General features: G+C 56.6%; 18 protein-coding genes. 6 read left to right on the top strand and 12 right to left on the bottom strand.

Going from position 1 to position 22,903, the window contains the following annotated elements; translation table 11 throughout:
- Positions 1 to 7: 7 nt before the first annotated feature.
- Both ltaE and poxB read right to left on the bottom strand, forming a co-directional pair.
- Entirely contained in the window at positions 8 to 1,009 is a 1,002-nt protein-coding gene (gene ltaE, locus AC236I_RS16530) for a low-specificity L-threonine aldolase (RefSeq protein ID WP_015584808.1), read from the bottom strand.
- A 152-nt stretch (positions 1,010 to 1,161) separates the two neighbouring features.
- Entirely contained in the window at positions 1,162 to 2,880 is a 1,719-nt protein-coding gene (gene poxB / locus AC236I_RS16525) for a ubiquinone-dependent pyruvate dehydrogenase (RefSeq protein ID WP_004859997.1), read from the bottom strand.
- A gap of 151 nt (positions 2,881 to 3,031) precedes the next feature.
- Here poxB and AC236I_RS16520 point away from each other — a divergent pair, with 151 nt between their 5' ends.
- Complete coding sequence (locus tag AC236I_RS16520) at positions 3,032 to 3,466, top strand: DoxX family protein (protein ID WP_044351378.1); 435 nt, start codon at positions 3,032 to 3,034, stop codon at positions 3,464 to 3,466.
- Between the two features lie 151 nt (positions 3,467 to 3,617).
- Here the strand turns inward: AC236I_RS16520 and hcr are convergent, their stop codons facing one another.
- From hcr to aqpZ, 4 genes are all read right to left on the bottom strand, one after another.
- Positions 3,618 to 4,586 carry an NADH oxidoreductase gene (gene hcr, locus AC236I_RS16515; RefSeq protein ID WP_004860001.1) on the bottom strand — a complete coding sequence of 323 codons (969 nt, stop codon included), beginning with the start codon at positions 4,584 to 4,586 and terminating at the stop codon, positions 3,618 to 3,620.
- An 11-nt stretch (positions 4,587 to 4,597) separates the two neighbouring features.
- Positions 4,598 to 6,250, bottom strand: a complete 1,653-nt coding sequence (hcp, locus tag AC236I_RS16510) for a hydroxylamine reductase (protein ID WP_487608552.1) — start codon at positions 6,248 to 6,250, stop codon at positions 4,598 to 4,600.
- A gap of 223 nt (positions 6,251 to 6,473) precedes the next feature.
- Positions 6,474 to 7,373, bottom strand: coding sequence for a LysO family transporter (locus AC236I_RS16505; protein WP_004860005.1), 900 nt, complete (start codon positions 7,371 to 7,373; stop codon positions 6,474 to 6,476).
- A 127-nt stretch (positions 7,374 to 7,500) separates the two neighbouring features.
- Positions 7,501 to 8,196 carry an aquaporin Z gene (gene aqpZ / locus AC236I_RS16500; protein WP_004860006.1) on the bottom strand — a complete coding sequence of 232 codons (696 nt, stop codon included), beginning with the start codon at positions 8,194 to 8,196 and terminating at the stop codon, positions 7,501 to 7,503.
- 395 nt (positions 8,197 to 8,591) lie between these two features.
- On the opposite strand from aqpZ, the gene AC236I_RS16495 reads away from it, so the two are divergent.
- The 3 genes from AC236I_RS16495 (at position 8,592) to macB (ending at position 13,410) form a co-directional block, all read left to right on the top strand.
- Positions 8,592 to 10,250: an ATP-dependent endonuclease gene (locus tag AC236I_RS16495; RefSeq protein WP_044349967.1), complete on the top strand. Its 1,659-nt coding sequence runs from the start codon at positions 8,592 to 8,594 to the stop codon at positions 10,248 to 10,250.
- 101 nt (positions 10,251 to 10,351) lie between these two features.
- The gene (gene macA, locus AC236I_RS16490) at positions 10,352 to 11,467 is read left to right on the top strand and encodes a macrolide transporter subunit MacA (RefSeq protein ID WP_004860011.1); all 1,116 of its coding nucleotides are present in this window, start codon (positions 10,352 to 10,354) and stop codon (positions 11,465 to 11,467) included.
- Complete coding sequence (macB, locus tag AC236I_RS16485) at positions 11,464 to 13,410, top strand: macrolide ABC transporter ATP-binding protein/permease MacB (protein ID WP_015584805.1); 1,947 nt, start codon at positions 11,464 to 11,466, stop codon at positions 13,408 to 13,410. Before macA ends, macB begins: the two co-directional genes overlap by 4 nt.
- Positions 13,411 to 13,478: 68 nt before the next feature.
- On the opposite strand, the gene cspD is transcribed toward macB, so the two are convergent.
- Positions 13,479 to 13,700 (bottom strand): cold shock-like protein CspD, encoded by a 222-nt coding sequence (gene cspD, locus AC236I_RS16480; RefSeq protein WP_004860015.1) that lies wholly within the window; start codon positions 13,698 to 13,700, stop codon positions 13,479 to 13,481.
- A 325-nt stretch (positions 13,701 to 14,025) separates the two neighbouring features.
- Here cspD and clpS point away from each other — a divergent pair, with 325 nt between their 5' ends.
- Positions 14,026 to 14,343: an ATP-dependent Clp protease adapter ClpS gene (gene clpS, locus AC236I_RS16475; protein WP_004860017.1), complete on the top strand. Its 318-nt coding sequence runs from the start codon at positions 14,026 to 14,028 to the stop codon at positions 14,341 to 14,343.
- A gap of 30 nt (positions 14,344 to 14,373) precedes the next feature.
- Positions 14,374 to 16,653 (top strand): ATP-dependent Clp protease ATP-binding subunit ClpA, encoded by a 2,280-nt coding sequence (clpA, locus tag AC236I_RS16470; protein WP_004860019.1) that lies wholly within the window; start codon positions 14,374 to 14,376, stop codon positions 16,651 to 16,653.
- A 130-nt stretch (positions 16,654 to 16,783) separates the two neighbouring features.
- Here clpA and infA read toward each other — a convergent pair whose 3' ends face one another.
- The 5 genes from infA to trxB all read right to left on the bottom strand — a co-directional run bounded on the left by infA (position 16,784) and on the right by trxB (position 22,823).
- A complete protein-coding gene (gene infA, locus AC236I_RS16465) occupies positions 16,784 to 17,002 on the bottom strand; it encodes a translation initiation factor IF-1 (RefSeq protein WP_002211347.1) in 219 nt (72 codons plus the stop codon).
- A 384-nt stretch (positions 17,003 to 17,386) separates the two neighbouring features.
- Positions 17,387 to 18,091: a leucyl/phenylalanyl-tRNA--protein transferase gene (gene aat, locus AC236I_RS16460; protein WP_204279967.1), complete on the bottom strand. Its 705-nt coding sequence runs from the start codon at positions 18,089 to 18,091 to the stop codon at positions 17,387 to 17,389.
- A 160-nt stretch (positions 18,092 to 18,251) separates the two neighbouring features.
- A complete protein-coding gene (gene cydC / locus AC236I_RS16455; protein ID WP_075808819.1) occupies positions 18,252 to 19,973 on the bottom strand; it encodes a heme ABC transporter ATP-binding protein/permease CydC in 1,722 nt (573 codons plus the stop codon).
- Complete coding sequence (gene cydD, locus AC236I_RS16450) at positions 19,974 to 21,740, bottom strand: heme ABC transporter permease/ATP-binding protein CydD (protein ID WP_126509837.1); 1,767 nt, start codon at positions 21,738 to 21,740, stop codon at positions 19,974 to 19,976.
- Positions 21,741 to 21,854: 114 nt separating this feature from the next.
- The gene (gene trxB, locus AC236I_RS16445) at positions 21,855 to 22,823 is read right to left on the bottom strand and encodes a thioredoxin-disulfide reductase (protein WP_004860029.1); all 969 of its coding nucleotides are present in this window, start codon (positions 22,821 to 22,823) and stop codon (positions 21,855 to 21,857) included.
- Between the last annotated feature and the right edge of the window lie 80 nt (positions 22,824 to 22,903).

Below are 22,903 nucleotides of genomic sequence, written 5' to 3'. Positions count from 1 at the left end.
GCTCTCCTTAGCGTTGCAAAAATGCCTGCCAGTGGCCGACGACGTCCGTAAGCTGCTGGCGGCTGACATCCAGATGGGTCACCAGGCGCACGATCGGCGAGGCATTGATCAGCACGCCGCGCTGCTGCATAAATGCGCCCAGCGCTTCGGCGTGTTCTTCCCCCACGCGGACAAACAACATATTGGTATCATGCCGGGTCACGTCGGCGCCAATTGCGCTGAGCTGCCCGGCCATCCACGCCGCATTGTCGTGGTCCTCTTTTAACCGTTGGACGTTGTTTTGCAGGGCATAAAGGCCTGCCGCCGCCAGAATACCGGCCTGGCGCATGCCGCCGCCGACCATTTTCCGCCAGCGGGTGGCGCGGCGAATGTACTCGTGGCTACCGACCAGCAGCGAGCCGACCGGCGTGCCCAATCCTTTAGAAAGACAGATAGTAAAAGAATCGCAATACCGGGCGATATCCCGCAGCTCACAATCGTATTCCACGACCGCATTGAAGATACGCGCGCCGTCAACGTGCAGCGCCAGATTGCGCTCGCGGGTAAACTGCCAGGCCTCTTTGAGATAGTCGCGCGGCAGAACCTTACCATTATGGGTGTTTTCAAGGCTCAGCAGGCGAGTTGGGGCAAAGTGGATATCGTCAGGTTTAATCTTCGCGGCAACTTTATCCAGCGGCAGGGTGCCGTCGGCGGCGGCGTCTATCGGCTGCGGCTGAATGCTACCCAGCACTGCCGCTCCGCCCGCTTCATACAGATAGTTATGCGCGCCCTGGCCGACGATATACTCTTCGCCGCGTTGGCAGTGGCTCAGCAGGCCGACCAGATTAGCCTGAGTACCGGTGGGCAGGAACAGCGCGGCTTCTTTACCGGCCAGCTGTGCGGCGTAGCGCTGAAGTTCATTTACCGTCGGGTCGTCACCATACACGTCGTCTCCGACCGGGGCGGCCATCATCGCCTCCAGCATGGCGGGTGATGGGCGGGTTACGGTATCACTGCGTAAATCTATCACGGCATTTCCTTCTGGGTAGCTCATCCCGCAGGCAGTTGCTGGGGCGCGACTTTTCTGACCCCGGCGACAGGCGTGGTGCTGTCGTCGGGGATGTTCGGGCGCGCCGCATCACGGCATCAGGCATGATTTCAGGTATTAACTAAAAGAATGTTTTACCTGAGCCAGTTGGTTTTCGCCAGTTCGATTACCTCATCGCCGCGTCCGCTGATAATGGCACGCAGCATGTACAGACTAAATCCTTTGGCCTGCTCCAGTTTGATCTGCGGCGGAATGGCCAGCTCCTCTTTGGCGACGACAACATCCACCAGTACCGGGCCATCGGTACTAAACGCGGTCTGTAACGCGCTATCGACCTCGCTGGCTTTTTCGACGCGGATCCCGGTGATCCCGCAGGCTTCAGCAATGCGGGCGAAATTCGTGTCGTGCAATTCGGTGCCGTCGGTCAGATAGCCTCCGGCTTTCATTTCCATTGCCACGAAGCCGAGGACGCTATTGTTAAAAATGATAATTTTCACCGGCAGCTTCATCTGCGCCAGCGAAAGGAAGTCGCCCATCAACATGCTGAAACCGCCGTCGCCGCACATCGCCACCACCTGGCGATCCGGCGCTGTCGCCTTGGCGCCAATCGCCTGCGGCATGGCGTTAGCCATCGAACCGTGGTTAAACGACCCGATCAGGCGGCGTCTGCCGTTCATTTTCAGATAGCGGGCGGCCCAGACGGTTGGCGTCCCGACGTCGCAGGTGAAAATCGCGTCGTCGGCGGCAAATTGGCCGATCTGTTGCGCCAGATACTGCGGATGAATGGCTTTGTCGCTTGGTTTCGCCAGATCATCGAGCCCTTTACGCGCTTCGCGGTAGTGCTCAAGGGCTTTATCCAGAAACGCGCGGTCGGTTTTCTCTTCCAGATGCGGCAGCAGCGCAGCGAGCGTGGATTTAATATCGCCGACCAGCGCCATATCGACTTTGCTGTGGGCGCCGATGCTGCCGGGGTTGATATCAATCTGGATAATTTTGGCGTCGGTGGGGTAGAAGGCCCGGTAGGGGAACTGGGTGCCAAGAAGCACCAGGGTATCGGCATTCATCATGGTATGGAAACCCGAGGAGAAGCCAATCAGTCCGGTCATCCCGACATCATAGGGATTATCATACTCAACGTGCTCTTTGCCACGCAGGGCATGGACGACAGGGGCCTTTAATTTGGCGGCAAACTGGACCAGCTCGGCGTGCGCGCCGGCGCAGCCGCTGCCGCACAGCAGGGCGATATTACTGGAATAGCGCAGGACCTGCGCCAGCTTTTTGATCTCTTCTTCCGGCGGCGTAACCGTCGGCAGCGGCGCAGCGTACCAGTGCGTGCTGGCGTTCTCCGGCGCGGCTTTCAGCGCCACGTCGCCGGGTAGCACCACCACCGATACGCCACGGTTAATCACCGCTTTGCGCATCGCTATTGCCAGCACCTGCGGGATTTGCTCTGGCGTGGAGACCAGCTCGCAATAGTGGCTGCATTCGCGGAACAGCTCCTGCGGATGGGTTTCCTGGAAATAGCCGCTGCCGATTTCACTGGAGGGAATATGGGCGGCGATAGCCACCACCGGAACGTGGTTGCGATGGCAGTCAAAAAGGCCGTTGATCAGATGGAGGTTACCCGGGCCGCACGAACCTGCGCAAACCGCCAGTTCACCGGTTAACTGCGCTTCGGCGCCTGCCGCAAAGGCGGCGACCTCTTCATGTCGGGTGGGCATCCAGGCAATGGTGCCCATCCGGTTCAGGCTATCGCTCAGTCCGTTGAGGGAATCGCCGGTGACGCCCCAAATGCGTTTTACGCCGGCCTGTTCAAGAGTTTTTGCTATGTATGCCGCCACAGTTTGCTTCATGGTTTTCCATCTCCTTTTTGTGATAACGCTTACAAGCTTAGATGAAACTGACCGTTCCGCCCGCCCGTTCCCCTCATTTTCCGCTGGTTTATTGTTCGCAAATCCCGCATATTCTGTCGACACACCAGACGGTAAACAGGAATCATTTCAAATGGTTAAATCGCTGTTAAGTGCTGTTAATAAAATGTTATCACATGATGATGTCGGCAAACTCTTGTTACGACTTGCGGTGGGTGGGCTGATGCTGTTTCACGGGTTGCATAAGCTTTTTGCCGGCGTGGACGGCATTAGCGGCATGCTGGTGGCCAAAGGATTGCCCGGTTTTATCGCGTATGGCGTGCTGGTGGGGGAGGTGGTTGCGCCTTGTCTGCTGATTCTGGGGATCCTTACCCGCCCGGCGGCGCTGGTGCTGGCGTTTACGATGATCGTGGCGTGGCTGATGGTGGGAATGGGCGAAACCGGGTCGCTGGATAAAACCGGGGCCTGGGCAATTGAGAGCCTGGTCTATTTCTTTACTGGCGCGCTGGCGATTGCCTGTCTTGGGGCGGGGCGTTTCTCGGTGGCGGGAAATTCGGTCTGGCGGTGAAGAACGGCCGGATGGCGCTGCGCTTATCCGGCCTACCGCGACTCTCACAGGCCCGGTCAGCGTTAGCGCCACCGGGCATTTTTGTCGGGGGCTCGGTGTTTACCCGACCTACAAAACGACCGCTGCTCTCGTAGGTCGGGTACCTCTACGATCAGGCGAGAACCAGATCCCCCTGCGGATGGCAGGAGCAGGCCAGTACGTAGCCGTCAGCGATTTCTGCATCGGTGAGCGTCATGGTGCTGCTGACCGTGTAATCGCCGGAAACCACTTTGGTCTTGCAGCAGCCGCATACACCCGCGCGACAGGCGACGGTCACCGGCACCTGGTTGCTTTCCAGCGCCTCCAGCAGCGTAGTACCGACCGGCGCATAAAATGCCTTCGCCGGCTGCAGTTTGGTGAACTTCAGTCCGTCGGTGGCCGCTTGCGCAACCGGCGTAAAGAACTTCTCTTTAAAGAAGCGCGTCACGCCAAGGGCGGTCACTTCCTGCTCCACCCAATCCATATAGGGCGCAGGTCCGCAGGTCATTACCGTACGGGTTGCGAGGTCCGGCACGCTTTTCAGTAACTCCGTGGTCAGACGCCCGGCGACAAAACCGTGAGTGGCGTTATTTTCCGCCACCAGCGTCACCGGGTACTGCCGCCACTCATCGGCGAAAATCACATCCTGAGGCGAGCGAATATTGTAAATCACCTGCACATCGGCCTGCGGACGATATTTTGCCAACCAGCGGCGCATCGACATAATCGGCGTAACGCCGCAGCCGGCGGCCAGCATCAGAAACTTGTCTTCCGCCTTATCTTCACAGGTGAACTCACCCATCGCGTCGGACAGCCAGAGATAATCCCCGCGTTTGAGCTCACGGGTCAGCCACTGTGAGCCGGCTCCCTCGTCAATCCGGCGAACGGTCAGCGTAATATATTCGCTGACCCCCGGCGTCGACGAAAGGGTGTAAGCGCGCAGCGTCTCTGCAGAATTGCGTACGCTTACCAGCGCGTACTGCCCGGCACGGTACGGATAATAGTCGTGGCAGAGCAACGAAATCGTCCAGACATCCGGCGTTTCCTGATGGATGTGATGAACCTGCATCCGCCACGGGCACTGATGGGTTGGCATGGTCATTCTCTTACTCCTTACGCGCTCAGCAGCAGCTGCATATCTTCTTCGACGGTGGTCACTGAACGCAGACCGAACTTCTCATTGAGAATCGCCAGCAGGTCCGGCGTGAAGAAGCCTGGCGCGGTCGGGCCGGTCACGATGTTCTTCACCCCCAGCGAAAGCAGGGTCAGCAGAATAACAATCGCTTTTTGCTCAAACCAGGAGAGCACCAGAGAGAGCGGGAGATCGTTGACGCCGCAGCCCAGTTTCTCCGCCAGGGTGACCGCCAGAATAATCGCCGAGTAGGCGTCGTTGCACTGACCGGCATCGACCAGACGCGGCAGGCCTTCGATATCGCCGAAGTCCAGTTTGTTAAAGCGGTATTTACCGCAGGCCAGGGTCAGGATCAGGCAATCATCAGGGACGCTGGTGGCGAAATCGGTGAAGTAGTTACGTTCGCCGCGCGCACCGTCGCAGCCGCCGACCAGGAAGATATGGCGCAGTTTTTCACGGCTGACCAGGTCGATAAGGGTATCCGCGGCGCCCAACAGCGTCTGGCGACCGAAGCCGACGGTGATCAGGTGCGGAATTTCGCTGTACGGGAAGCCCGCCATCTGCTGTGCCTGAGCGATAACCGGAGCAAAATCATCCCCCTCGAGGTGATTGACGCCCGGCCAGCCGACAATGCTGCGGGTCCAGATACGGTCATCATAGGCGCCAACGGTCGGGTCGATAATGCAGTTCGAGGTCATCACGATAGGACCTGGGAAGCGGGCAAACTCTACCTGCTGATTTTGCCAGCCGCTGCCGTAGTTACCGATCAGATGTTTGAATTTACGCAGTTCCGGATAGCCGTGCGCCGGCAGCATTTCACCGTGGGTATAGACGTTGACGCCGGTGCCTTCGGTTTGTTGCAGCAGATTGTAGAGATCTTTCAGGTCGTGGCCGGAGATCAGGATGCACTTGCCTTCGGTCGCTTTGACGTTGACCTGAGTCGGGGTCGGGTGGCCATATTTAGTGGTTTCACCGGCATCCAGAATGCTCATCACTTTGAAGTTCATCTGGCCGATTTCCATCGAACACTCCAGCAGCGCGTTCAGATCGGCGGGCCAGGTGCCTAACCAGGCCATGATTTTGTGGTACTGCGCATAGATGTCATTGTCATACTGACCGAGAACGTGCGCGTGCTCCATATAGGCCGCTGCACCTTTCAGGCCGTACAGACAGAGCAGACGCAGGCCGAGAATGTTCTCGCCAATAGCCGCTTTGTCTTTGTTGGGGGTAAAGTCCGCCGCCTGGCGCTGCAGGTCGCCGAGATCGTCGCTCACCAGCTGCAGATTGGCCATCGGGTTATCGACGCTGGCGGTCGCATCAACGCTCAGGCACTGCGCTTTCAGCGCGTCGCGCATAGCAATCGCTTCACGCGCGTAGCCAACAATCCGCGGGGAGTCGAAGTTAACGTTGGTCAACGTGGAGAAAAATGCGCGCGGGGCAAAATTATCAACATCATGATTGATGATGCCATATTCACGGGCCTTTACCGCCCATGCAGACAGACCTTGTAGGGAAGCAATCAGCAGATCCTGGAGATCGGACGTTTCGGCCGTTTTACCGCACATACCCTGCGCGTAAGAGCAGCCGTTCCCTGCCGGGGTACGGATGGTTTGTTCACATTGCACACAAAACATGGTCACACCTTTTTTAAAGTTATATTTGAGATACATGTTTAAGGTTATGCCGGTAAAAGAAGGGAGAAAAGGTATTTCTGATACAATTTAAAGGGAGATTGATTTAGCGCAAATTTGGCCGCGGCGGGCTACCGCCACGGAGGTACAGATCGAGACCAGGACGATGCGCCCCCGGGGCGCGGCGAATATCGTCGCCGGAGGCAGAGTGCGGGCGCTAAGTGCCTCAGGCCGAGAAGAGGGCGATCAGCACCGGCACCAGCAGGCTCAGAACAAAACCGTGGACGATAGCGGCAGGGACAATCTCGACGCCGCCGGAACGCTGTAAAACCGGCAGGGTAAAGTCCATTGAGGTGGCGCCGCATAGCCCTAATGCCGTGGAACGACTGCGGCGAACCAGGCCCGGGATCAACATGATGGCCAGCAGCTCGCGGGAAAGGTCGTTGAAGAATGCGGCGCTGCCGATGACCGGCCCAAAGGATTCCGTCATCAGGATCCCGGAGAGCGAATACCAGCCGAACCCGGAGGCCATGGCCAGACCGGTCTTCAGCGGCAGGTCGAGAATAAAGGCGTTAATCACGCCGCCGACTAATGAACTCGCCGTGACGACCACCGCCACAATCATGCCGCGACGATTAAGGACTATTTGCCGTAAGGTCATTCCGTTATTCCGCAGCTGAATACCAATCAGGAACAGCAGGAAGATCAGCGTATATTCGCTCGCCTCGGTGGCATGCTGCAAAAATGACAAACCGCTCAGACCAATCAGGAAACCAATAAGCACCACGCCGCACAGCTGCAGGGATTCCATGGCCATTGCGACGCGCGAAGGTAATTTCTCCTGCCGGTGCTGGTGGCGCCACGGCATTTTCTGCTCGAGCCACATTAATGCGCCAATATTACACAGCAGAATAACAATCACGCTGACCACAGCATAATGAAGAATGGACAGCAGGTTGCTGGAGAGATTGTCGAGGAAGGCGAGACTAATCCCCATGAAAAAGAGGATCACGTAGACAATCCAGCTCAACAGTCGCGCAATAAGTTTTAGTGCTGAAGGGTGACGCAGAGGAATAAGGTAGCCGGCAACCAATGGCAGCAGAATGATTAATAATCCCGAAAACATGAACGATCTGGTCCTTGCAGAATGAGGTGAGCGCCACTGACACTACCCAAATCAGAGAACCGAGTAAAGCTGTGCCTGAAAAGAAAGGCCCGGCATTGCCAGGCCTTGCGTGAAACCAGATAAACGATTAATCGCGTTTTTCCAGCAGAGTACGATACAGCACGCCGCCGAGGATACCGCCGATAACAGGCATCACCCAGAATAACCACAGCTGCTGCAGCGCCCAACCCCCCTGGAAAATCGCCACGGCGGTGCTTCGTGCCGGGTTAACAGAGGTATTGGTGACCGGGATGCTGATCAGGTGAATTAAGGTCAGCGCCAGGCCAATCGCAATCGGCGCAAAACCGGCCGGTGCGTTTTTATCCGTTGCGCCATGAATCACCAGCAGGAAGCCGCAGGTCAGGACAATTTCAATCACAATGGCGGAGAGCATGGAGTAGCCGCCCGGCGAGTGTTCCCCGAAACCGTTGGAAGCAAAGCCGCTGGCTGCGGCATCAAAGCCGGCTTTACCGCTGGCAACCACATACAGAACGGCAGCGGCAATAATACCGCCAACAACCTGGGCGATAATATAGCCAATAACGTCCTTCGCCGGGAAACGACCGCCGGCCCACAGACCTAAAGTCACCGCCGGGTTGAAGTGCCCGCCGGAAATATGACCGACGGCAAATGCCATGGTTAATACAGTTAAACCGAAGGCTAAAGCCACCCCGGCAAACCCAATTCCCAGTTCCGGGAAGGCTGCGGCAAGTACTGCGCTACCGCAGCCACCAAACACGAGCCAGAATGTACCAAAGCATTCCGCTGCTAATTTTCTGAACATAACCACCTCAAAAGAATAATGTTAACGGGCACAGACTTTTGTGCCGATCTTTATTTATCGACGTAAAGGATAACGATAAAAATAAAGCGACGCTATTTTATGGACGATCGTCATCCTGCGGCTAGCTAAATAACTAGATCTAATTTGATTTAGGGCAATGTGATCTTAATCCTTGCACCATTGGTGATTGCACAAAAGTGTAGAACAAAAATAATAAAAATAACCACTTTAGCGGATGAATTATTTCCAAAATAAATAGCACGGTTAATAATCATAACCTGGACATTATCATTCGTCGGCGCGAGGCCGCGTTTAGGCCGGTAGTGTCATGTTTACGCATGTATCGCTATACTGCTGATTATTGAAGGAGAAAGTGGTTACTGAGCGGAGGAGATATGCATCTTGAGCGGGTAGAAATCGTCGGTTTTCGCGGCATCAATCGTTTATCGCTGATGCTGGAGCAAAATAACGTTCTGATCGGCGAGAATGCATGGGGTAAATCCAGTCTGCTGGATGCGCTGACGCTACTGCTTTCGCCTGAATTTGAGCTCTATCACTTCGTGCGCGATGATTTCTGGTTTCCGCCGGGCGATGTCCAGGGACGTGAACATCATCTGCATATCATCTTGACCTTCCGCGAGAATGAGCCCGGCCATCATCGGGTGCGCCGTTTCCGTCCGCTGAGCGATTGCTGGGTACCCTGCGAGGATGGCTATCAGCGCATTTTTTATCGCCTGGAAGGCGAACTGACCGATGATAACAGCGTCATGACGCTGCGCAGCTTTATCAACAGTAGAGGCGAGGCGCTGACGCTGGACGATATTGACGAAATGGTGCGCCACCTGGTGCGGCTGATGCCGGTTCTGCGTCTGCGCGATGCGCGCTTTATGCGGCGCATTCATAATGATGCCGTTCCGCACTCGCCGCAGATTGAGATAACCGCTCGCCAGCTGGATTTTCTCTCCCGCGAGCTGGTGAGTCACCCGCAAAATTTAACCGATAGTCAGATACGCCAGGGGCTATCGGCTATGGTGCAGCTGCTGGAACACTATTTTGCCGAGCAGAGTAGCGCGCAATCTCGTCACCGCCTGATGCGTCGCCACTCGCATGACGAACAGCGCAGCTGGCGCTACCTGGATATTATCAACCGGATGATTGATAAGCCCGGCGGCCGCAGCCATCGGGTGATCCTGCTTGGTCTGTTTTCAACCCTGCTACAGGCAAAAGGGACGGTGAGGCTCGACCGCGATGCGCGGCCTCTGCTGCTGATTGAAGACCCGGAAACACGTCTGCATCCAATTATGCTGTCGGTCGCCTGGCATTTACTCAATTTGCTGCCGCTGCAGCGCGTCACAACCACCAATTCCGGCGAGCTCCTGTCGTTGACGCCGGTGGAACAGGTCTGCCGGCTGGTGCGCGAATCCTCGCGCGTGTCGGCCTGGCGGCTTGGTCCTGGGGGAATGAATGCAGAAGACAGCCGGCGCATCGCTTTTCACATTCGGTTTAACCGCTCCTCCTCACTGTTTGCCCGCTGCTGGCTGCTGGTTGAAGGGGAGACTGAGACCTGGGTGATAAACGAACTGGCCCGGCAGTGTGGGCATCATTTTGATGCTGAAGGGGTCAAGGTCATTGAATTTGCTCAGTCGGGCCTGAAGCCGCTGATCAAGTTTGCCCGTCGGATGGGGATTCAATGGCACGTGCTGGTCGACGGCGATGAGGCGGGGAAAAAATATGCGGCGACGGTTCGTAGCCTGCTCAATGATGACCGCGATCTTGAACGCGATCACCTGACCACGCTTCCGGCGCTGGACATGGAACATTTTATGTATCGCCAGGGCTTTAACGATGTTTATCATCGGGTGGCGCAGCTACCGGCGAATGTGCCGATGAATATGCGACGGGTGATTACCAAGGCGATTCACCGCTCGTCAAAACCAGATCTGGCCATTGAGGTGGCGATGGAGGCCGGGCGCCGCGGCGTGGAGTCGGTGCCGACGCTGTTGAAGAAAATGTTCTCCCGCGTGCTGTGGCTGGCGCGCGGTCGCGCGGACTAAGTGTGGTGACAATAAGAATGATTCAAATTTAGCGTTATGTTTTTACCCTCTGCGGATAGAATCACCCCCTGGCTCTGCGAGTTAAAACATCAGGAATTTTTATGAAGCTCAATGGAAAACGCAGGAAAGTCTGGTGGCTGCTGGTCGTTGTCGTGCTGGCGCTGGCCTTCTGGGGATGGCGGATACTCAATGCGCCGCTGCCGCAGTATCAGACATTAGTGGTGCGTAAAGGCGATTTACAGCAGAGCGTGCTGGCCACCGGCAAACTGGACGCGCTGCGCAAAGTCGATGTCGGGGCGCAGGTGAGCGGCCAGTTAAAAACGCTGCGCGTGAATATTGGCGACAAGGTTCAGAAAGATCAGCTGCTGGGGGTGATTGACCCCGAGCAGGCGCAAAACCAGATCAAAGAAGTCGACGCGACGCTGATGGAACTGCGCGCCCAGCTGAATCAGGCTCGCGCTGAACGCCAGCTTGCCGCGGTCACCCTGGCTCGCCAGCAGCAGCTTGCCCAACGTCAGCTGGTTTCCCGCCAGGAGCTGGATACGGCGGCTACGGATTTGGCGGTGAAAGAGGCGCAGATCGGCACCATCGAGGCGCAGATAAAGCGTAATCAGGCGACGCTGGATACCGCAAAAACCAACCTCGACTACACGCGGATTCTGGCACCGATGTCCGGTGAAGTGACGCAAATTACCACCCTGCAGGGGCAAACGGTGATTGCCGCCCAGCAGGCACCCAATATTCTGACCCTGGCCGATCTCAGTACGATGCTGGTCAAAGCTCAGGTATCTGAGGCGGACGTGATTCACCTTCGTCCGGGGCAAAAAGCCTGGTTTACCGTACTCGGCGACCCGCTGACCCGCTACGAGGGGAGCCTGAAGGATATTTTACCCACCCCGGAAAAAGTCAACGACGCCATTTTCTATTATGCCCGCTTTGAAGTGCCGAATCCGCAGGGGATCCTGCGCCTGGAGATGACGGCCCAGGTGCATATCCAGATGGCGGAAGTAAAAAATGTCATCACCATCCCGCTCAGCGCGCTGGGCGATGCCATCGGCGATAACCGTTACCACGTTCGTCTGCTGCGCACCGGCGAGGTGAAAGAGCGCGAAGTGACTATCGGCGCGCGCAACGATACCGATGTGGCGGTGGTGAAAGGGCTGGAAGAAGGCGATGAGGTGATCGTCGGCGAAAGTCGTTCCGGGACGGCAAAATGACGGCGTTGCTCGAACTGCGTGATATCCGCCGCAGCTACCTCTCCGGTGACGGCAGTGTTGAGGTGCTCAAGGGCGTGACGCTGAGCATTGCCGCTGGTGAAATGGTGGCGATTGTCGGGGCATCGGGTTCAGGAAAATCGACGCTGATGAATATTCTCGGCTGTCTCGATAAACCGACCAGCGGCAGCTACCGCGTTGCCGGAACCGATGTCTCCTCACTCAGCGGTGATGCGCTGGCCCGCCTGCGACGGGAACATTTTGGTTTTATTTTCCAGCGTTACCATCTGCTTTCGCACCTGACGGCAGCGCAGAACGTTGAAGTCCCGGCGGTGTATGCCGGGGCCGAGCGACGAGAACGCCTGGCCCGGGCGCATGATTTGCTGGTACGGCTTGGTCTGGGAGAGCGGGCGGAATATCAGCCTTCGCAGCTCTCCGGCGGCCAGCAGCAGCGGGTCAGTATCGCCCGCGCGCTGATGAATGGCGGGGAGGTGATTCTGGCCGATGAGCCGACCGGCGCCCTGGACAGCCGCTCGGGTGAAGAGGTCATGGCTATCCTGCATCAGCTGAAATCGCAGGGGCATACGGTGATTATCGTCACCCATGATCCGCAGGTGGCGGCACAGGCCGAGCGGATCATTGAGATCCACGATGGGGAAATTGTGCGTAACCCGCCGGCGAAAAGTCTGACCGGCGGCGGGGTAGCCCGGCCATTGGGCGGTGAAGAGCCTTCCGCATGGCGCCAGTTTACCAGCGGCTTTCGTGAAGCGCTGGTCATGGCCTGGCGGGCGATGGCGGCCAATAAAATGCGCACCCTGTTGACCATGCTCGGCATCATTATTGGTATCGCATCGGTGGTGTCGATCGTGGTAGTGGGCGATGCGGCCAAACAGATGGTACTGGCGGATATTCGCGCAATTGGCACCAACACCATCGATGTTTATCCCGGTAAAGATTTTGGCGATGACGACCCCCGCTATCAGCAGGCGCTGAAATATGACGATCTGCTGGCCATTCAAAAGCAGCCCTGGGTGAGTTCGGCGACGCCCGCGGTGTCAAAAAGCCTGCGCCTGCGTGCCGACAACATCGATGTTGCCGCCAGCGCGGAAGGGGTCGGGCCACAGTATTTTAATGTCTACGGCATGACCTTTAGCGAAGGCAATACGTTTAACGAGCTGCAGCTCAACAGTCGGGCGCAGGTGGTGGTGCTGGATAGCAATACGCGTCGCCAGCTGTTTCCGCACAAAACGCGGGTTGTCGGGGAGATAATCCTCGTCGGCAATATGCCGGCGACCATCGTCGGCGTCGCGGATGAGAAACAGTCGATGTTCGGCAGCAGTAAAATCCTGCGCGTCTGGCTGCCGTACACCACTATGGCCGGGAGAGTGATGGGGCAATCGTGGCTCAATTCGATTACCGTTCGCGTAAGGGAAGGGTATGACAGCGCCGCCGCCGAACAGCAGCTGTTGCGTTTACTTGAGCTGCGCCATGGCAAAAAAGATGTTTTTACCTGGAATATGGACAGCATCTTGAAAACGGCGGAACGGACCACACATACATTACAGCTGTTTCTGACTCTGGTCGCGGTGATTGCGCTGGTGGTGGGCGGTATCGGCGTCATGAATATCATGCTGGTGTCGGTGACCGAACGAACGCGTGAAATCGGGATTCGGATGGCGGTCGGGGCGCGGGCCAGCGACGTACTGCAGCAGTTTCTGATTGAGGCTGTTTTAGTCTGTCTGGTCGGCGGCGCGCTGGGCGTGACGTTATCGCTGATGATCGCGGTGGTTCTGCAGCTGTTTTTACCCGGCTGGGAGATCGGTTTTTCTCCGCTGGCGCTGCTGACGGCGTTTTTGTGCTCGACGCTAACCGGCGTGCTGTTCGGGTGGCTGCCGGCGCGAAATGCCGCGCGCCTCGATCCGGTGGATGCGCTGGCCCGCGAGTAGACACAAAAAAATGCCAGTCAGAAGGACTGGCATTTTACTGGCAGGATGTACACAATGAAGCAAAAGAGTTATGCAGCCGCTTCTGCTTCCACAGGAACAATCACACTGGCGTGATTGCCTTTCGGCCCCTGGTGAACATCAAACCGAACGGCTTGTCCGGCTTTTAGCGTTCTGTAACCATCCATCTGGATGGTGGAGTAATGGGCGAAAATGTCTTCGCCGCCGCCCTCAGGGCAAATAAAGCCGAACCCTTTGGCATTGTTGAACCACTTAACAGTACCCATTTCCATACTTCGACATCCTTCGTAAATCTTTATTAGTAAGATGGAATGAACCGGTGGTGGAGTGACGAGTTGTTCAAATGCTCGCCAACTCTCGCTAGTACAATTTAGAGAAATAAGGAAATGCGTCAAGCAATTGACGGTAGTGGGAGGCGAAAAATGCGTCAAAATTTGAAGCAGTTAACGCTATTGCCGGGGAATGTGACAGACATCGCGGATGGAAGTAATAGATGATAGTTATCTATGATCTATTGTAGATTTGCGATGTGCATAGCCTCTGGTCATCGACAGGCCGCCGCCTGTTGGCAACAGCAACCGATGATGAATACTGACGATGAGTAAGAGAGATTGGCTGGACTTCGATCAGCTGGTAGAAGACGAAGTTCGTAATGAGCTTAAACCACCATCTATGTATAAAGTGATATTGCTCAATGATGACTACACTCCAATGGAGTTTGTTATTGACGTGTTACAAAAATTCTTTTCTTATGATGTAGAACGTGCAACGCAACTGATGCTGACGGTTCACTATCAAGGTAAAGCGATTTGTGGTGTATTTACCGCAGAAGTGGCGGAGACCAAAGTCGCGATGGTGAATGAATACGCGAAGGAGAACGAGCATCCATTGCTGTGTACGCTAGAGAAAGCCTGAAGACAGGCGTGAAAATTGGGGGAGGTGCCTATGCTCAATCAAGAACTGGAACTCAGTTTAAACATGGCTTTCGCCAGAGCGCGCGAGCACCGTCATGAGTTCATGACCGTCGAGCACTTGCTGCTGGCGCTGCTCAGCAACCCCTCGGCCCGCGAGGCGCTTGAAGCGTGTTCCGTGGACCTGGTGGCGCTGCGTCAGGAACTTGAAGCCTTCATCGAACAGACCACACCCGTTCTGCCCGCCACGGAAGAAGAGCGTGACACCCAGCCTACGCTGAGTTTTCAGCGCGTGCTGCAGCGTGCCGTCTTCCATGTACAATCCTCTGGCCGCAGCGAAGTAACCGGCGCTAACGTTCTGGTCGCGATTTTCAGCGAGCAGGAGTCACAGGCGGCCTATCTGCTGCGTAAACATGAAGTGAGCCGTCTTGACGTCGTCAACTTCATCTCTCACGGTACACGCAAAGACGAGCCGAGCCAGTCTTCCGATAACAGCGGAAGCCAGCCCAGCAATGAAGAGCAAGCAGGCGGGGAGGATCGTATGGAAAACTTCACCACCAATCTTAATCAGCTTGCTCGCGTCGGCGGGATCGATCCGCTGATCGGCCGCGACAAAGAGCTGGAGCGCGCGATTCAGGTGCTGTGCCGCCGCCGTAAAAATAACCCGCTGCTGGTGGGGGAGTCCGGCGTGGGTAAGACCGCGATCGCCGAGGGCCTGGCCTGGCGGATCGTTCAGGGCGACGTGCCGGAAATCATGGCCGATTGCACCATCTACTCGCTGGATATTGGCTCCCTGCTGGCGGGCACAAAATATCGCGGTGATTTTGAAAAACGCTTCAAAGCGCTGCTTAAACAGCTTGAGCAGGATACCAACAGTATTCTGTTTATTGATGAAATCCACACCATTATCGGTGCGGGCGCGGCGTCAGGCGGTCAGGTCGATGCCGCTAATCTGATTAAACCGCTGCTCTCCAGCGGTAAGATTCGGGTGATGGGTTCCACAACCTACCAGGAATTCAGCAATATCTTCGAAAAAGACCGGGCGCTGGCTCGTCGCTTCCAGAAGATAGATATTACCGAACCTTCCGTGGAAGAGACGGTGCAGATTATCAACGGCCTGAAGCCGAAGTACGAAGCGCACCACGATGTGCGCTATACCGCGAAAGCTGTGCGTGCGGCGGTGGAGCTGGCGGTGAAATACATTAACGATCGCCATCTGCCGGATAAGGCCATTGACGTCATTGATGAAGCCGGGGCGCGGGCGCGGTTAATGCCGGCCAGCAAACGGAAGAAAACCGTCAATGTCGCCGATATCGAGTCCGTGGTGGCGCGTATCGCCCGTATTCCTGAGAAGAGCGTCTCGCAGAGCGATCGCGATACGCTGAAAAATCTCGGCGACCGCCTGAAAATGCTGGTCTTTGGCCAGGGCAAAGCGATCGAAGCGTTAACCGAAGCGATCAAGATGGCGCGCGCGGGCCTCGGTCACGAGCACAAGCCTGTCGGGTCTTTCCTCTTCGCCGGGCCGACCGGAGTCGGGAAAACCGAGGTCACCGTGCAGCTGGCGAAAGCGCTGGGCATTGAGCTGCTGCGTTTTGATATGTCCGAATATATGGAACGTCATACCGTCAGCCGCTTAATTGGTGCGCCTCCGGGATACGTCGGTTTCGATCAGGGCGGGCTGCTGACCGATGCGGTGATTAAACATCCGCATGCGGTACTGCTGCTTGATGAGATCGAAAAAGCGCATCCGGACGTCTTTAACCTGCTGCTGCAGGTGATGGATAACGGTACGCTGACCGACAATAACGGCCGCAAGGCGGACTTCCGCAATGTGGTGCTGGTGATGACGACCAACGCCGGCGTGCGTGAGACCGAGCGTAAATCGATTGGTCTTATCCAGCAGGATAACAGCCCGGATGCGATGGATGAGATCAAGAAGATCTTTACCCCGGAATTCCGCAACCGTCTCGACAACATTATCTGGTTCGATCATCTGTCCACGACGGTGATCCATCAGGTGGTGGATAAGTTTATCGTCGAGCTGCAGGTTCAGCTGGATCAGAAAGGCGTCTCGCTGGAAGTGAGCCAGGAAGCGCGTGACTGGCTGGCAGAAAAAGGCTACGACCGGGCAATGGGCGCACGTCCGATGGCGCGCGTGATTCAGGATAACCTGAAGAAACCGCTGGCTAACGAACTGCTGTTTGGTTCACTGGTGGACGGCGGACAGGTCACCGTTGCGCTGGATAAAGAGAAGGGCGCGTTGACCTATGACTTCCAGAGCGCGCAGAAGCACAAACCAGAAACGGCACATTAATGCCGCTCTGTGATAGCAAAAACCGGCCTGCGGGCCGGTTTTTTTATGCCGCTTTTAGCCGGCTGCAGATATGAAAAGACCGGGAATTATCCCGGCCTTCAGCATCTGACGCCACGAGGGCGGAAAACTATCAGCGACTACGGAAGACAATGCGGCCTTTGCTCAGGTCGTACGGGGTCAGCTCAACAGTCACTTTGTCGCCCGTCAGAATGCGGATGTAGTTTTTACGCATTTTACCGGAAATATGCGCAGTTACCACGTGACCGTTTTCCAGTTCTACGCGGAACATTGTGTTAGGCAACGTGTCAAGTACGGTGCCCTGCATTTCAATATTGTCTTCTTTGGCCATCTAGTCCTCTGGGGTATCACTACCGTAGTTTTGAACCGGCAAGATAATGCCGAAGTTCAGCGAGTAAGTAAAGGTTTACGTTTGTGCACTTTATCTTTCAGGCTGCCTTCGCTCACTCGGTTACATAGTTATTGACGCAGCCAGGCGCTTTGCGGTGCTACCTGACGCATCCAAAATTATTAAGGGTAAAATTATTGAAGTAGTTTTGGCGCATTGCCCGGAATTCACACGGATAAGCCGCATGACAGGCGCAAACGTAAAGGGGAGCGACAGAACGATGGGCGTTATCTGACTCTTATTATTCCCAAACGGCGGCGGGGCAACAGGCAGAAGCTACTCTACTGCGCAATTATACCATCACGGTAAAAAATGTGCTGAAAACATTTACACATTGCCGGTAAATAGCACCCTGGGCACCCAGAATCTTTCCGGCAGGCGACGGGTGCGCAATACCGACAGCGCATCAAGATAATCGCGGCGGGGGATTTCGACGGCGCCCAGCGATGCCGTGTGCTTATTCAGAACCTGGCAATCTATTAATTTCCCGCCGTCGCGGATAAACGCCTGGCAGAATATCAGCAAGGCCGTTTTCGACGCATTTTCCGCGCGGCTGAACATGGACTCGCCGCAAAACAGCGCGCCTTGCGCTACGCCATACATTCCTCCCACCAGGGTCTCGCCTTGCCACACTTCAATCGAGTGCGCATGGCCAAGCTCATGCAGCTGGTGATAGGCCTTGACGATGCTGGAGGTGATCCATGTCCCTTCATCGCGATTGTCGGCACAACCTTCAATCACCTGACCAAACGCGTGGTTCAGCGTGACGCGATAGGGCGATCGCTGATGAAAACGCTTCATGCTGCGGCTGAGATGGAACTGCCCGGGCCACAACACCGCCCGCGGATCGGGGGACCACCATAAAATCGGATCGCCAGGAGAAAACCAGGGAAAAATTCCTTGCTGATAGGCCATAAGCAGACGCGACGGACTGAGATCGCCGCCGAGCGCCAGCAGGCCATTGGGTTCGCGTAACGCTCCCTCCGGGGAAGGGAAGGCAATGGACTGACGGGAGAGCTGAACCAGACGCATTTTAACCTCAATACGCACCAGGCAATTGTTCAATATATTCGCTGTTATTCAAGCGGACGGTCCGTCGCCATGCTGGCAAAGCCAGGACGCAGCGGACCGCTCTTTTCAGCACGCCTGAAACTCATTGAGTATATACGCAAAACGGCGTGAAACAGCCGGACTACAGACGCTGCTTAAACTGGTAGTAACGCCCCTGTTCAGCCAGCAGTTCCGCGTGACTACCTTGCTCAATAATCTTGCCGTTGTCCATGACAATTATCCGATTAAACCGCGCCAGTCCGCGCAGGCGGTGAGTCACCATCAGCACGGTTTTTTCGCGCATCACTTCAGCCAGTAAATCGAGGATCTGGCTCTCTGTCGTCGCATCAAGGCCTTCGGTCGGCTCATCGAGTAACATCAGCGGCGCATCGTGCAGCAGCGCACGGGCAATGGCCAGTCTGCGCAGTTCACCGCCGGAAAGCTGGCGGCCGCCTTCGCCCAGCCAGGCGTTGAGACCGCTATCTTCCAGTAATTTTTCCAGCCCGACACGTTCCAGGGCTTTCATCAGCTGGATATCGCTGGCGCCGGGGGCGGCCAGCGACAGGTTATCGCGCAGCGTGGCGCTGAACAGATGCACACGTTGGGGGACGACGCTCATCGCCTGACGCAAAGTGGCTTCGTTGAGCCGGGTTAACGGCTGGTCGTTGAGTAAAATCTCGCCATTCGCCGGATCCCAGGCGCGGGTCAGAAGCTGCAGCAGCGTAGATTTACCGCAGCCGGTGCGGCCAAGAATGGCAATATGCTCTCCTGCGCCGACCTGCAATGAGATATTTTCCAGCGCCGGAGAAGGCTGCTGCGGATAGCTGAAGGTGACCTGGTTCAACGTCAATGAGACCTGCCCGAACGCTTGCCCCTCGCCGGCGGCGAAAGTGACCTCCGGCTGTTGCCCGGTAATCTGCGTAATTCGGCGGGCGGAAGCAATGACCTGTCCGAGATGCTGAAAGGCGCCGGTAACCGGCGCCAGCGCTTCAAATGCCGCCAGCGCGCAGAAGACAAAAAGGGCGATCAGCGCGCCGGGCTGGCTGTTGCCGCCTACGCCAGCAGAGGTGAGCCACAGCATAGCAACCACGGCAACACCACCAATCAGCAGCATCAGCGCCTGCGACAGCGCAGTCAGCTCTGCCTGACGACGCTGGGCATCCTGCCAGCGCTGCTCGGTTTTCTCCAGCTGCTTGCGGTAGCGGTCGCTGGCGCTGAACAGCATCAGTTCAGCCTGTCCTTGCAGCCAGGCGGTTAGCTGTTGACGGTACTGCCCGCGCATTTGCGTGATGCTCTCACCGGCGGGTTTCCCGGCGCGATAAAACAGCGGCGGCAGGACCAGCAGGGTCACCAGCATAATACCGCCTAGCGTCAGCGCCAGCGTGACATCGAGAATGCTTAAGCCTGCGGTGACCACCACAATGACAACCAGTGCGCCGATCAGCGGCGAGATGACCCGCAGGTAGAGATGATCCAGGGTGTCGACGTCGGCGACCACCCGGTTGAGGAGTTCACCTTGACGAAAACGCGCCAGCCCGGCAGGGGAGAGGGGGAGCAGCTTACTGAAGGTAAACACCCGCAGATGCTGTAACACGCGGAAAGTGGCGTCATGGCTGACCAGACGTTCGAAATAGCGACCGGCGGTACGGATAATCGCCGCCCCGCGAACGCCGGCTGCCGGCAGCATATAGTTGAAACTGTAAATACCGGCGACGCCAACGACGGCAGAAGCGGATAAAAACCAGCCTGATAGCGTCAGCAGGCCGATACTGGCCAGCAGGGTGACGATAGCCAGTACCACGCCGAGAGTCAGCAGCCAGATATGCCGTTTGTACAACGCCAGATAAGGTAATAGTGCGCGCATTCAAATCTCCTCCTGCCGGTGGGCCAACAGGGCGGCAAAAGGCCCGTTTGCCATAGCCAACTGGCTATAGGTCCCTTGTTCGACGATCTGACCATCCTGCATCACCCAGATGGCATCCCAGTCGGTGATACCTTCCAGCTGGTGGGTCACCATCAGCGTTGTTTGCTGCGAAGAGGCATTAAAGAGTGCCTGCATGACCCGCTGTTCGCTATGCGCATCAAGGCTGGCGGCCGGCTCATCCAACAACAACAGCCGGCACGGTACCAGCAGCGCCCGCGCCACGGCGATACGCTGCGCCTGCCCGACGGACAGACGACCCGCCTGATCGCCGACCGGCGTATTAATCCCTTGCGGCAGTTGGGAGATGAATTCGCTCACCCAGGCCTTATCCAGCGCGAGCTGAAGCTGTGCTTCGCTGGCTTCCGGCCAGGCCAGCAGAACGTTTTCGCGTAGCGTGGCGGCCGGTAGCTGCGGGTTCTGCCCCACCCAGCTGAGCAGACGATGCCAGCGGCTGACGTCAAGATCGCGCAGTTCAACGCCGTTGACCAACAGCGAGCCGTCGTAGGGGAGAAAACCGGTCAATGCATTCAAAAGCGAACTTTTGCCGGAGCCGCTCTGCCCGACCAGCACGACGCGTTTACCGGCCGGGAGCGTAAAGTTCAGCGGCCCCGCCAGGACTTTGCCTTCCGGCGATTTGATAATCGCATCGCGCGCTTCGAGACTAATCAATTCGTTGTCGCTGAGGATCTTCTCGCCGCGAGTTTCCTGCGCCAGCGGCTTTTCCATAAACGTTTTCAGACTATCCGCAGCACCGATGGCCTGAGCTTTGGCATGGTAAAAGGTGCCTAAATCACGCAGCGGCTGGAAAAATTCCGGCGCCAGGATCAGGGCCAGGAAACCTGACATCAGGGTGACGCCCACGCCATAGTGGCCAAAGTTGAGCTCGCCGAGATAGGAGAAACCGAAGTAAACCGCGACCAGAGCAATGGAGAGCGAGGTGAAAAACTCCAGTACGCCGGAGGAGAGAAAGGCGAGGCGCAACACTTCCATCGTCCGCTGGCGGAAATCCTGGGAAGCATGGCGAATATTGTCCGTTTCCGCTTCGCCACGGTGAAAGAGGCGCAGCGTTTCCATCCCGCGCAGGCGGTCGAGAAAGTGGCCGCTCAGGCGAGCGAGCGCCAGGAAGTTGCGGCGATTGGCCTCCGCCGCGCCCATGCCGACCAGCGCCATAAACAGCGGGATCAGCGGGGCAGTGCCGAGAAGAATCAGCGCCGCCGCCCAGTTTATCGGGAAAATGGTGATCACAATCAGCAGCGGGACGCTGGCGGCGAGGGTCATCTGCGGGAGATAACGCGCGTAGTAGTCGTGCATATCGTCAATTTGTTCAAGTACCAGCGTCGCCCAGCTTCCGGCGGGTTTCCCCTGAATCCACGCAGGGCCAGCCTGCTGCAGGCGATCGAGCACCTGGCGGCGGATTTCATAGCGAATATGCTGCCCGGCATAGAAACCTACCCGCTCGCGTAGCCATACCACCCAGGCACGCAGAACAAAAATCAGCACCAGGACGATAAACGGCAATACCAGCGCCGTCGCCGGAATACTCTCCATAATCATGCGATGAAGGATCCGCGCCAGCAGCCAGGCCTGACCGACGATCAGCAGGCCGCTAATGACGCCCAGCGCGCGGGAAATCATCAACCAGCGACGGGAGAGAATGCTTTGCTCTTTTAACCAGCGTGTTAACTCTTGTTGACGGGTTTTATTCATTGCGCACTTAGCAGGTGTAGTTATGAGGTTTTTAGGCCACGCAATGTTACAACGAGGAAAAAATAAAGGCGACTTTTCGTCGCCTTCTTTACCTTTGTTACTGACTTGTAAAGATTATTTGCACGCGTCAGCTAAACCATCAAGATAACGTTCAGCATCCAGCGCCGCCATACAGCCGGTACCGGCAGAGGTGATGGCCTGGCGATAGATATGGTCCATCACATCACCCGCGGCGAATACGCCCGGAATGCTGGTCTGGGTGGCATTGCCGTGGATCCCGGACTGCACTTTGATATAGCCGTTTTCCAGCGCCAGCTGGCCTTCGAAAATGGCCGTGTTGGGGCTGTGGCCAATCGCGACAAACAGACCCGCGACCTCCAGAGACTCGACATTGTCGGCATTCTGCGTATCACGCAGACGCAGACCGCTGACGCCCATCTGGTCGCCCGTCACTTCTTCCAGCGTGCGATGGGTATGCAGCACGATATTACCGTTGGCCACTTTATCCATCAGACGATTAATCAGGATTTTTTCCGCGCGGAAGGTATCACGGCGGTGAATCAGGTGGACTTCGGACGCGATGTTAGAGAGGTACAGGGCTTCTTCCACCGCGGTATTGCCGCCGCCAATGACGGCCACTTTCTGGTTGCGATAGAAGAATCCGTCGCAGGTTGCGCAGGCGGATACGCCGCGTCCTTTGAACGCTTCTTCTGACGGTAGCCCCAGATAGCGTGCTGAAGCGCCGGTGGCGATAATCAGCGCGTCACAGGTGTACTCGCCGCTGTCGCCGACCAGGCGGAAAGGACGGTTTTGCAGATCGACGCTATTGATATGGTCGAAAATAATTTCGGTATCAAATTTCGTCGCATGTTCGTGCATACGTTCCATCAGCAGCGGCCCGGTCAGATCGTTGGGATCGCCCGGCCAGTTTTCCACTTCCGTGGTGGTGGTCAGCTGACCGCCTTTTTCCATGCCGGTAATCAGTACCGGCTGCAGGTTTGCGCGCGCGGCGTAGACTGCAGCGGTATATCCCGCAGGTCCAGAACCAAGAATAAGCAGTTTACTGTGTTTGGTCGTGCCCATGAGATCCCCATAATTTATTGGCATACATTGGGCTGGATTGTAGGGAATTTGTTGTCGTAAAAAAAGAGCGCAGCAGTTTT

The sequence above is a fragment of the Klebsiella sp. Sb-30 genome (genome assembly GCF_057652795.1).
Note: the sequence above shows the minus strand (reverse complement) of the source record. Positions and strands in the feature narration are given on the sequence as shown.

Coding starts and splice junctions, on each gene's coding strand:
- clpA (WP_004860019.1), top strand. CDS start 14,374: ATGCTCAATCAAGAACTGGAACTCAGTTTAAACATGGCTTTCGCCAGA.
- AC236I_RS16495 (WP_044349967.1), top strand. CDS start 8,592: ATGCATCTTGAGCGGGTAGAAATCGTCGGTTTTCGCGGCATCAATCGT.
- trxB (WP_004860029.1), bottom strand. CDS start 22,823: ATGGGCACGACCAAACACAGTAAACTGCTTATTCTTGGTTCTGGACCT.
- hcp (WP_487608552.1), bottom strand. CDS start 6,250: ATGTTTTGTGTGCAATGTGAACAAACCATCCGTACCCCGGCAGGGAAC.
- aat (WP_204279967.1), bottom strand. CDS start 18,091: ATGCGTCTGGTTCAGCTCTCCCGTCAGTCCATTGCCTTCCCTTCCCCG.
- clpS (WP_004860017.1), top strand. CDS start 14,026: ATGAGTAAGAGAGATTGGCTGGACTTCGATCAGCTGGTAGAAGACGAA.
- AC236I_RS16520 (WP_044351378.1), top strand. CDS start 3,032: ATGGTTAAATCGCTGTTAAGTGCTGTTAATAAAATGTTATCACATGAT.
- cydD (WP_126509837.1), bottom strand. CDS start 21,740: ATGAATAAAACCCGTCAACAAGAGTTAACACGCTGGTTAAAAGAGCAA.
- AC236I_RS16505 (WP_004860005.1), bottom strand. CDS start 7,373: ATGTTTTCGGGATTATTAATCATTCTGCTGCCATTGGTTGCCGGCTAC.
- cydC (WP_075808819.1), bottom strand. CDS start 19,973: ATGCGCGCACTATTACCTTATCTGGCGTTGTACAAACGGCATATCTGG.
- hcr (WP_004860001.1), bottom strand. CDS start 4,586: ATGACCATGCCAACCCATCAGTGCCCGTGGCGGATGCAGGTTCATCAC.
- poxB (WP_004859997.1), bottom strand. CDS start 2,880: ATGAAGCAAACTGTGGCGGCATACATAGCAAAAACTCTTGAACAGGCC.
- macA (WP_004860011.1), top strand. CDS start 10,352: ATGAAGCTCAATGGAAAACGCAGGAAAGTCTGGTGGCTGCTGGTCGTT.
- macB (WP_015584805.1), top strand. CDS start 11,464: ATGACGGCGTTGCTCGAACTGCGTGATATCCGCCGCAGCTACCTCTCC.
- cspD (WP_004860015.1), bottom strand. CDS start 13,700: ATGGAAATGGGTACTGTTAAGTGGTTCAACAATGCCAAAGGGTTCGGC.
- infA (WP_002211347.1), bottom strand. CDS start 17,002: ATGGCCAAAGAAGACAATATTGAAATGCAGGGCACCGTACTTGACACG.
- aqpZ (WP_004860006.1), bottom strand. CDS start 8,196: ATGTTCAGAAAATTAGCAGCGGAATGCTTTGGTACATTCTGGCTCGTG.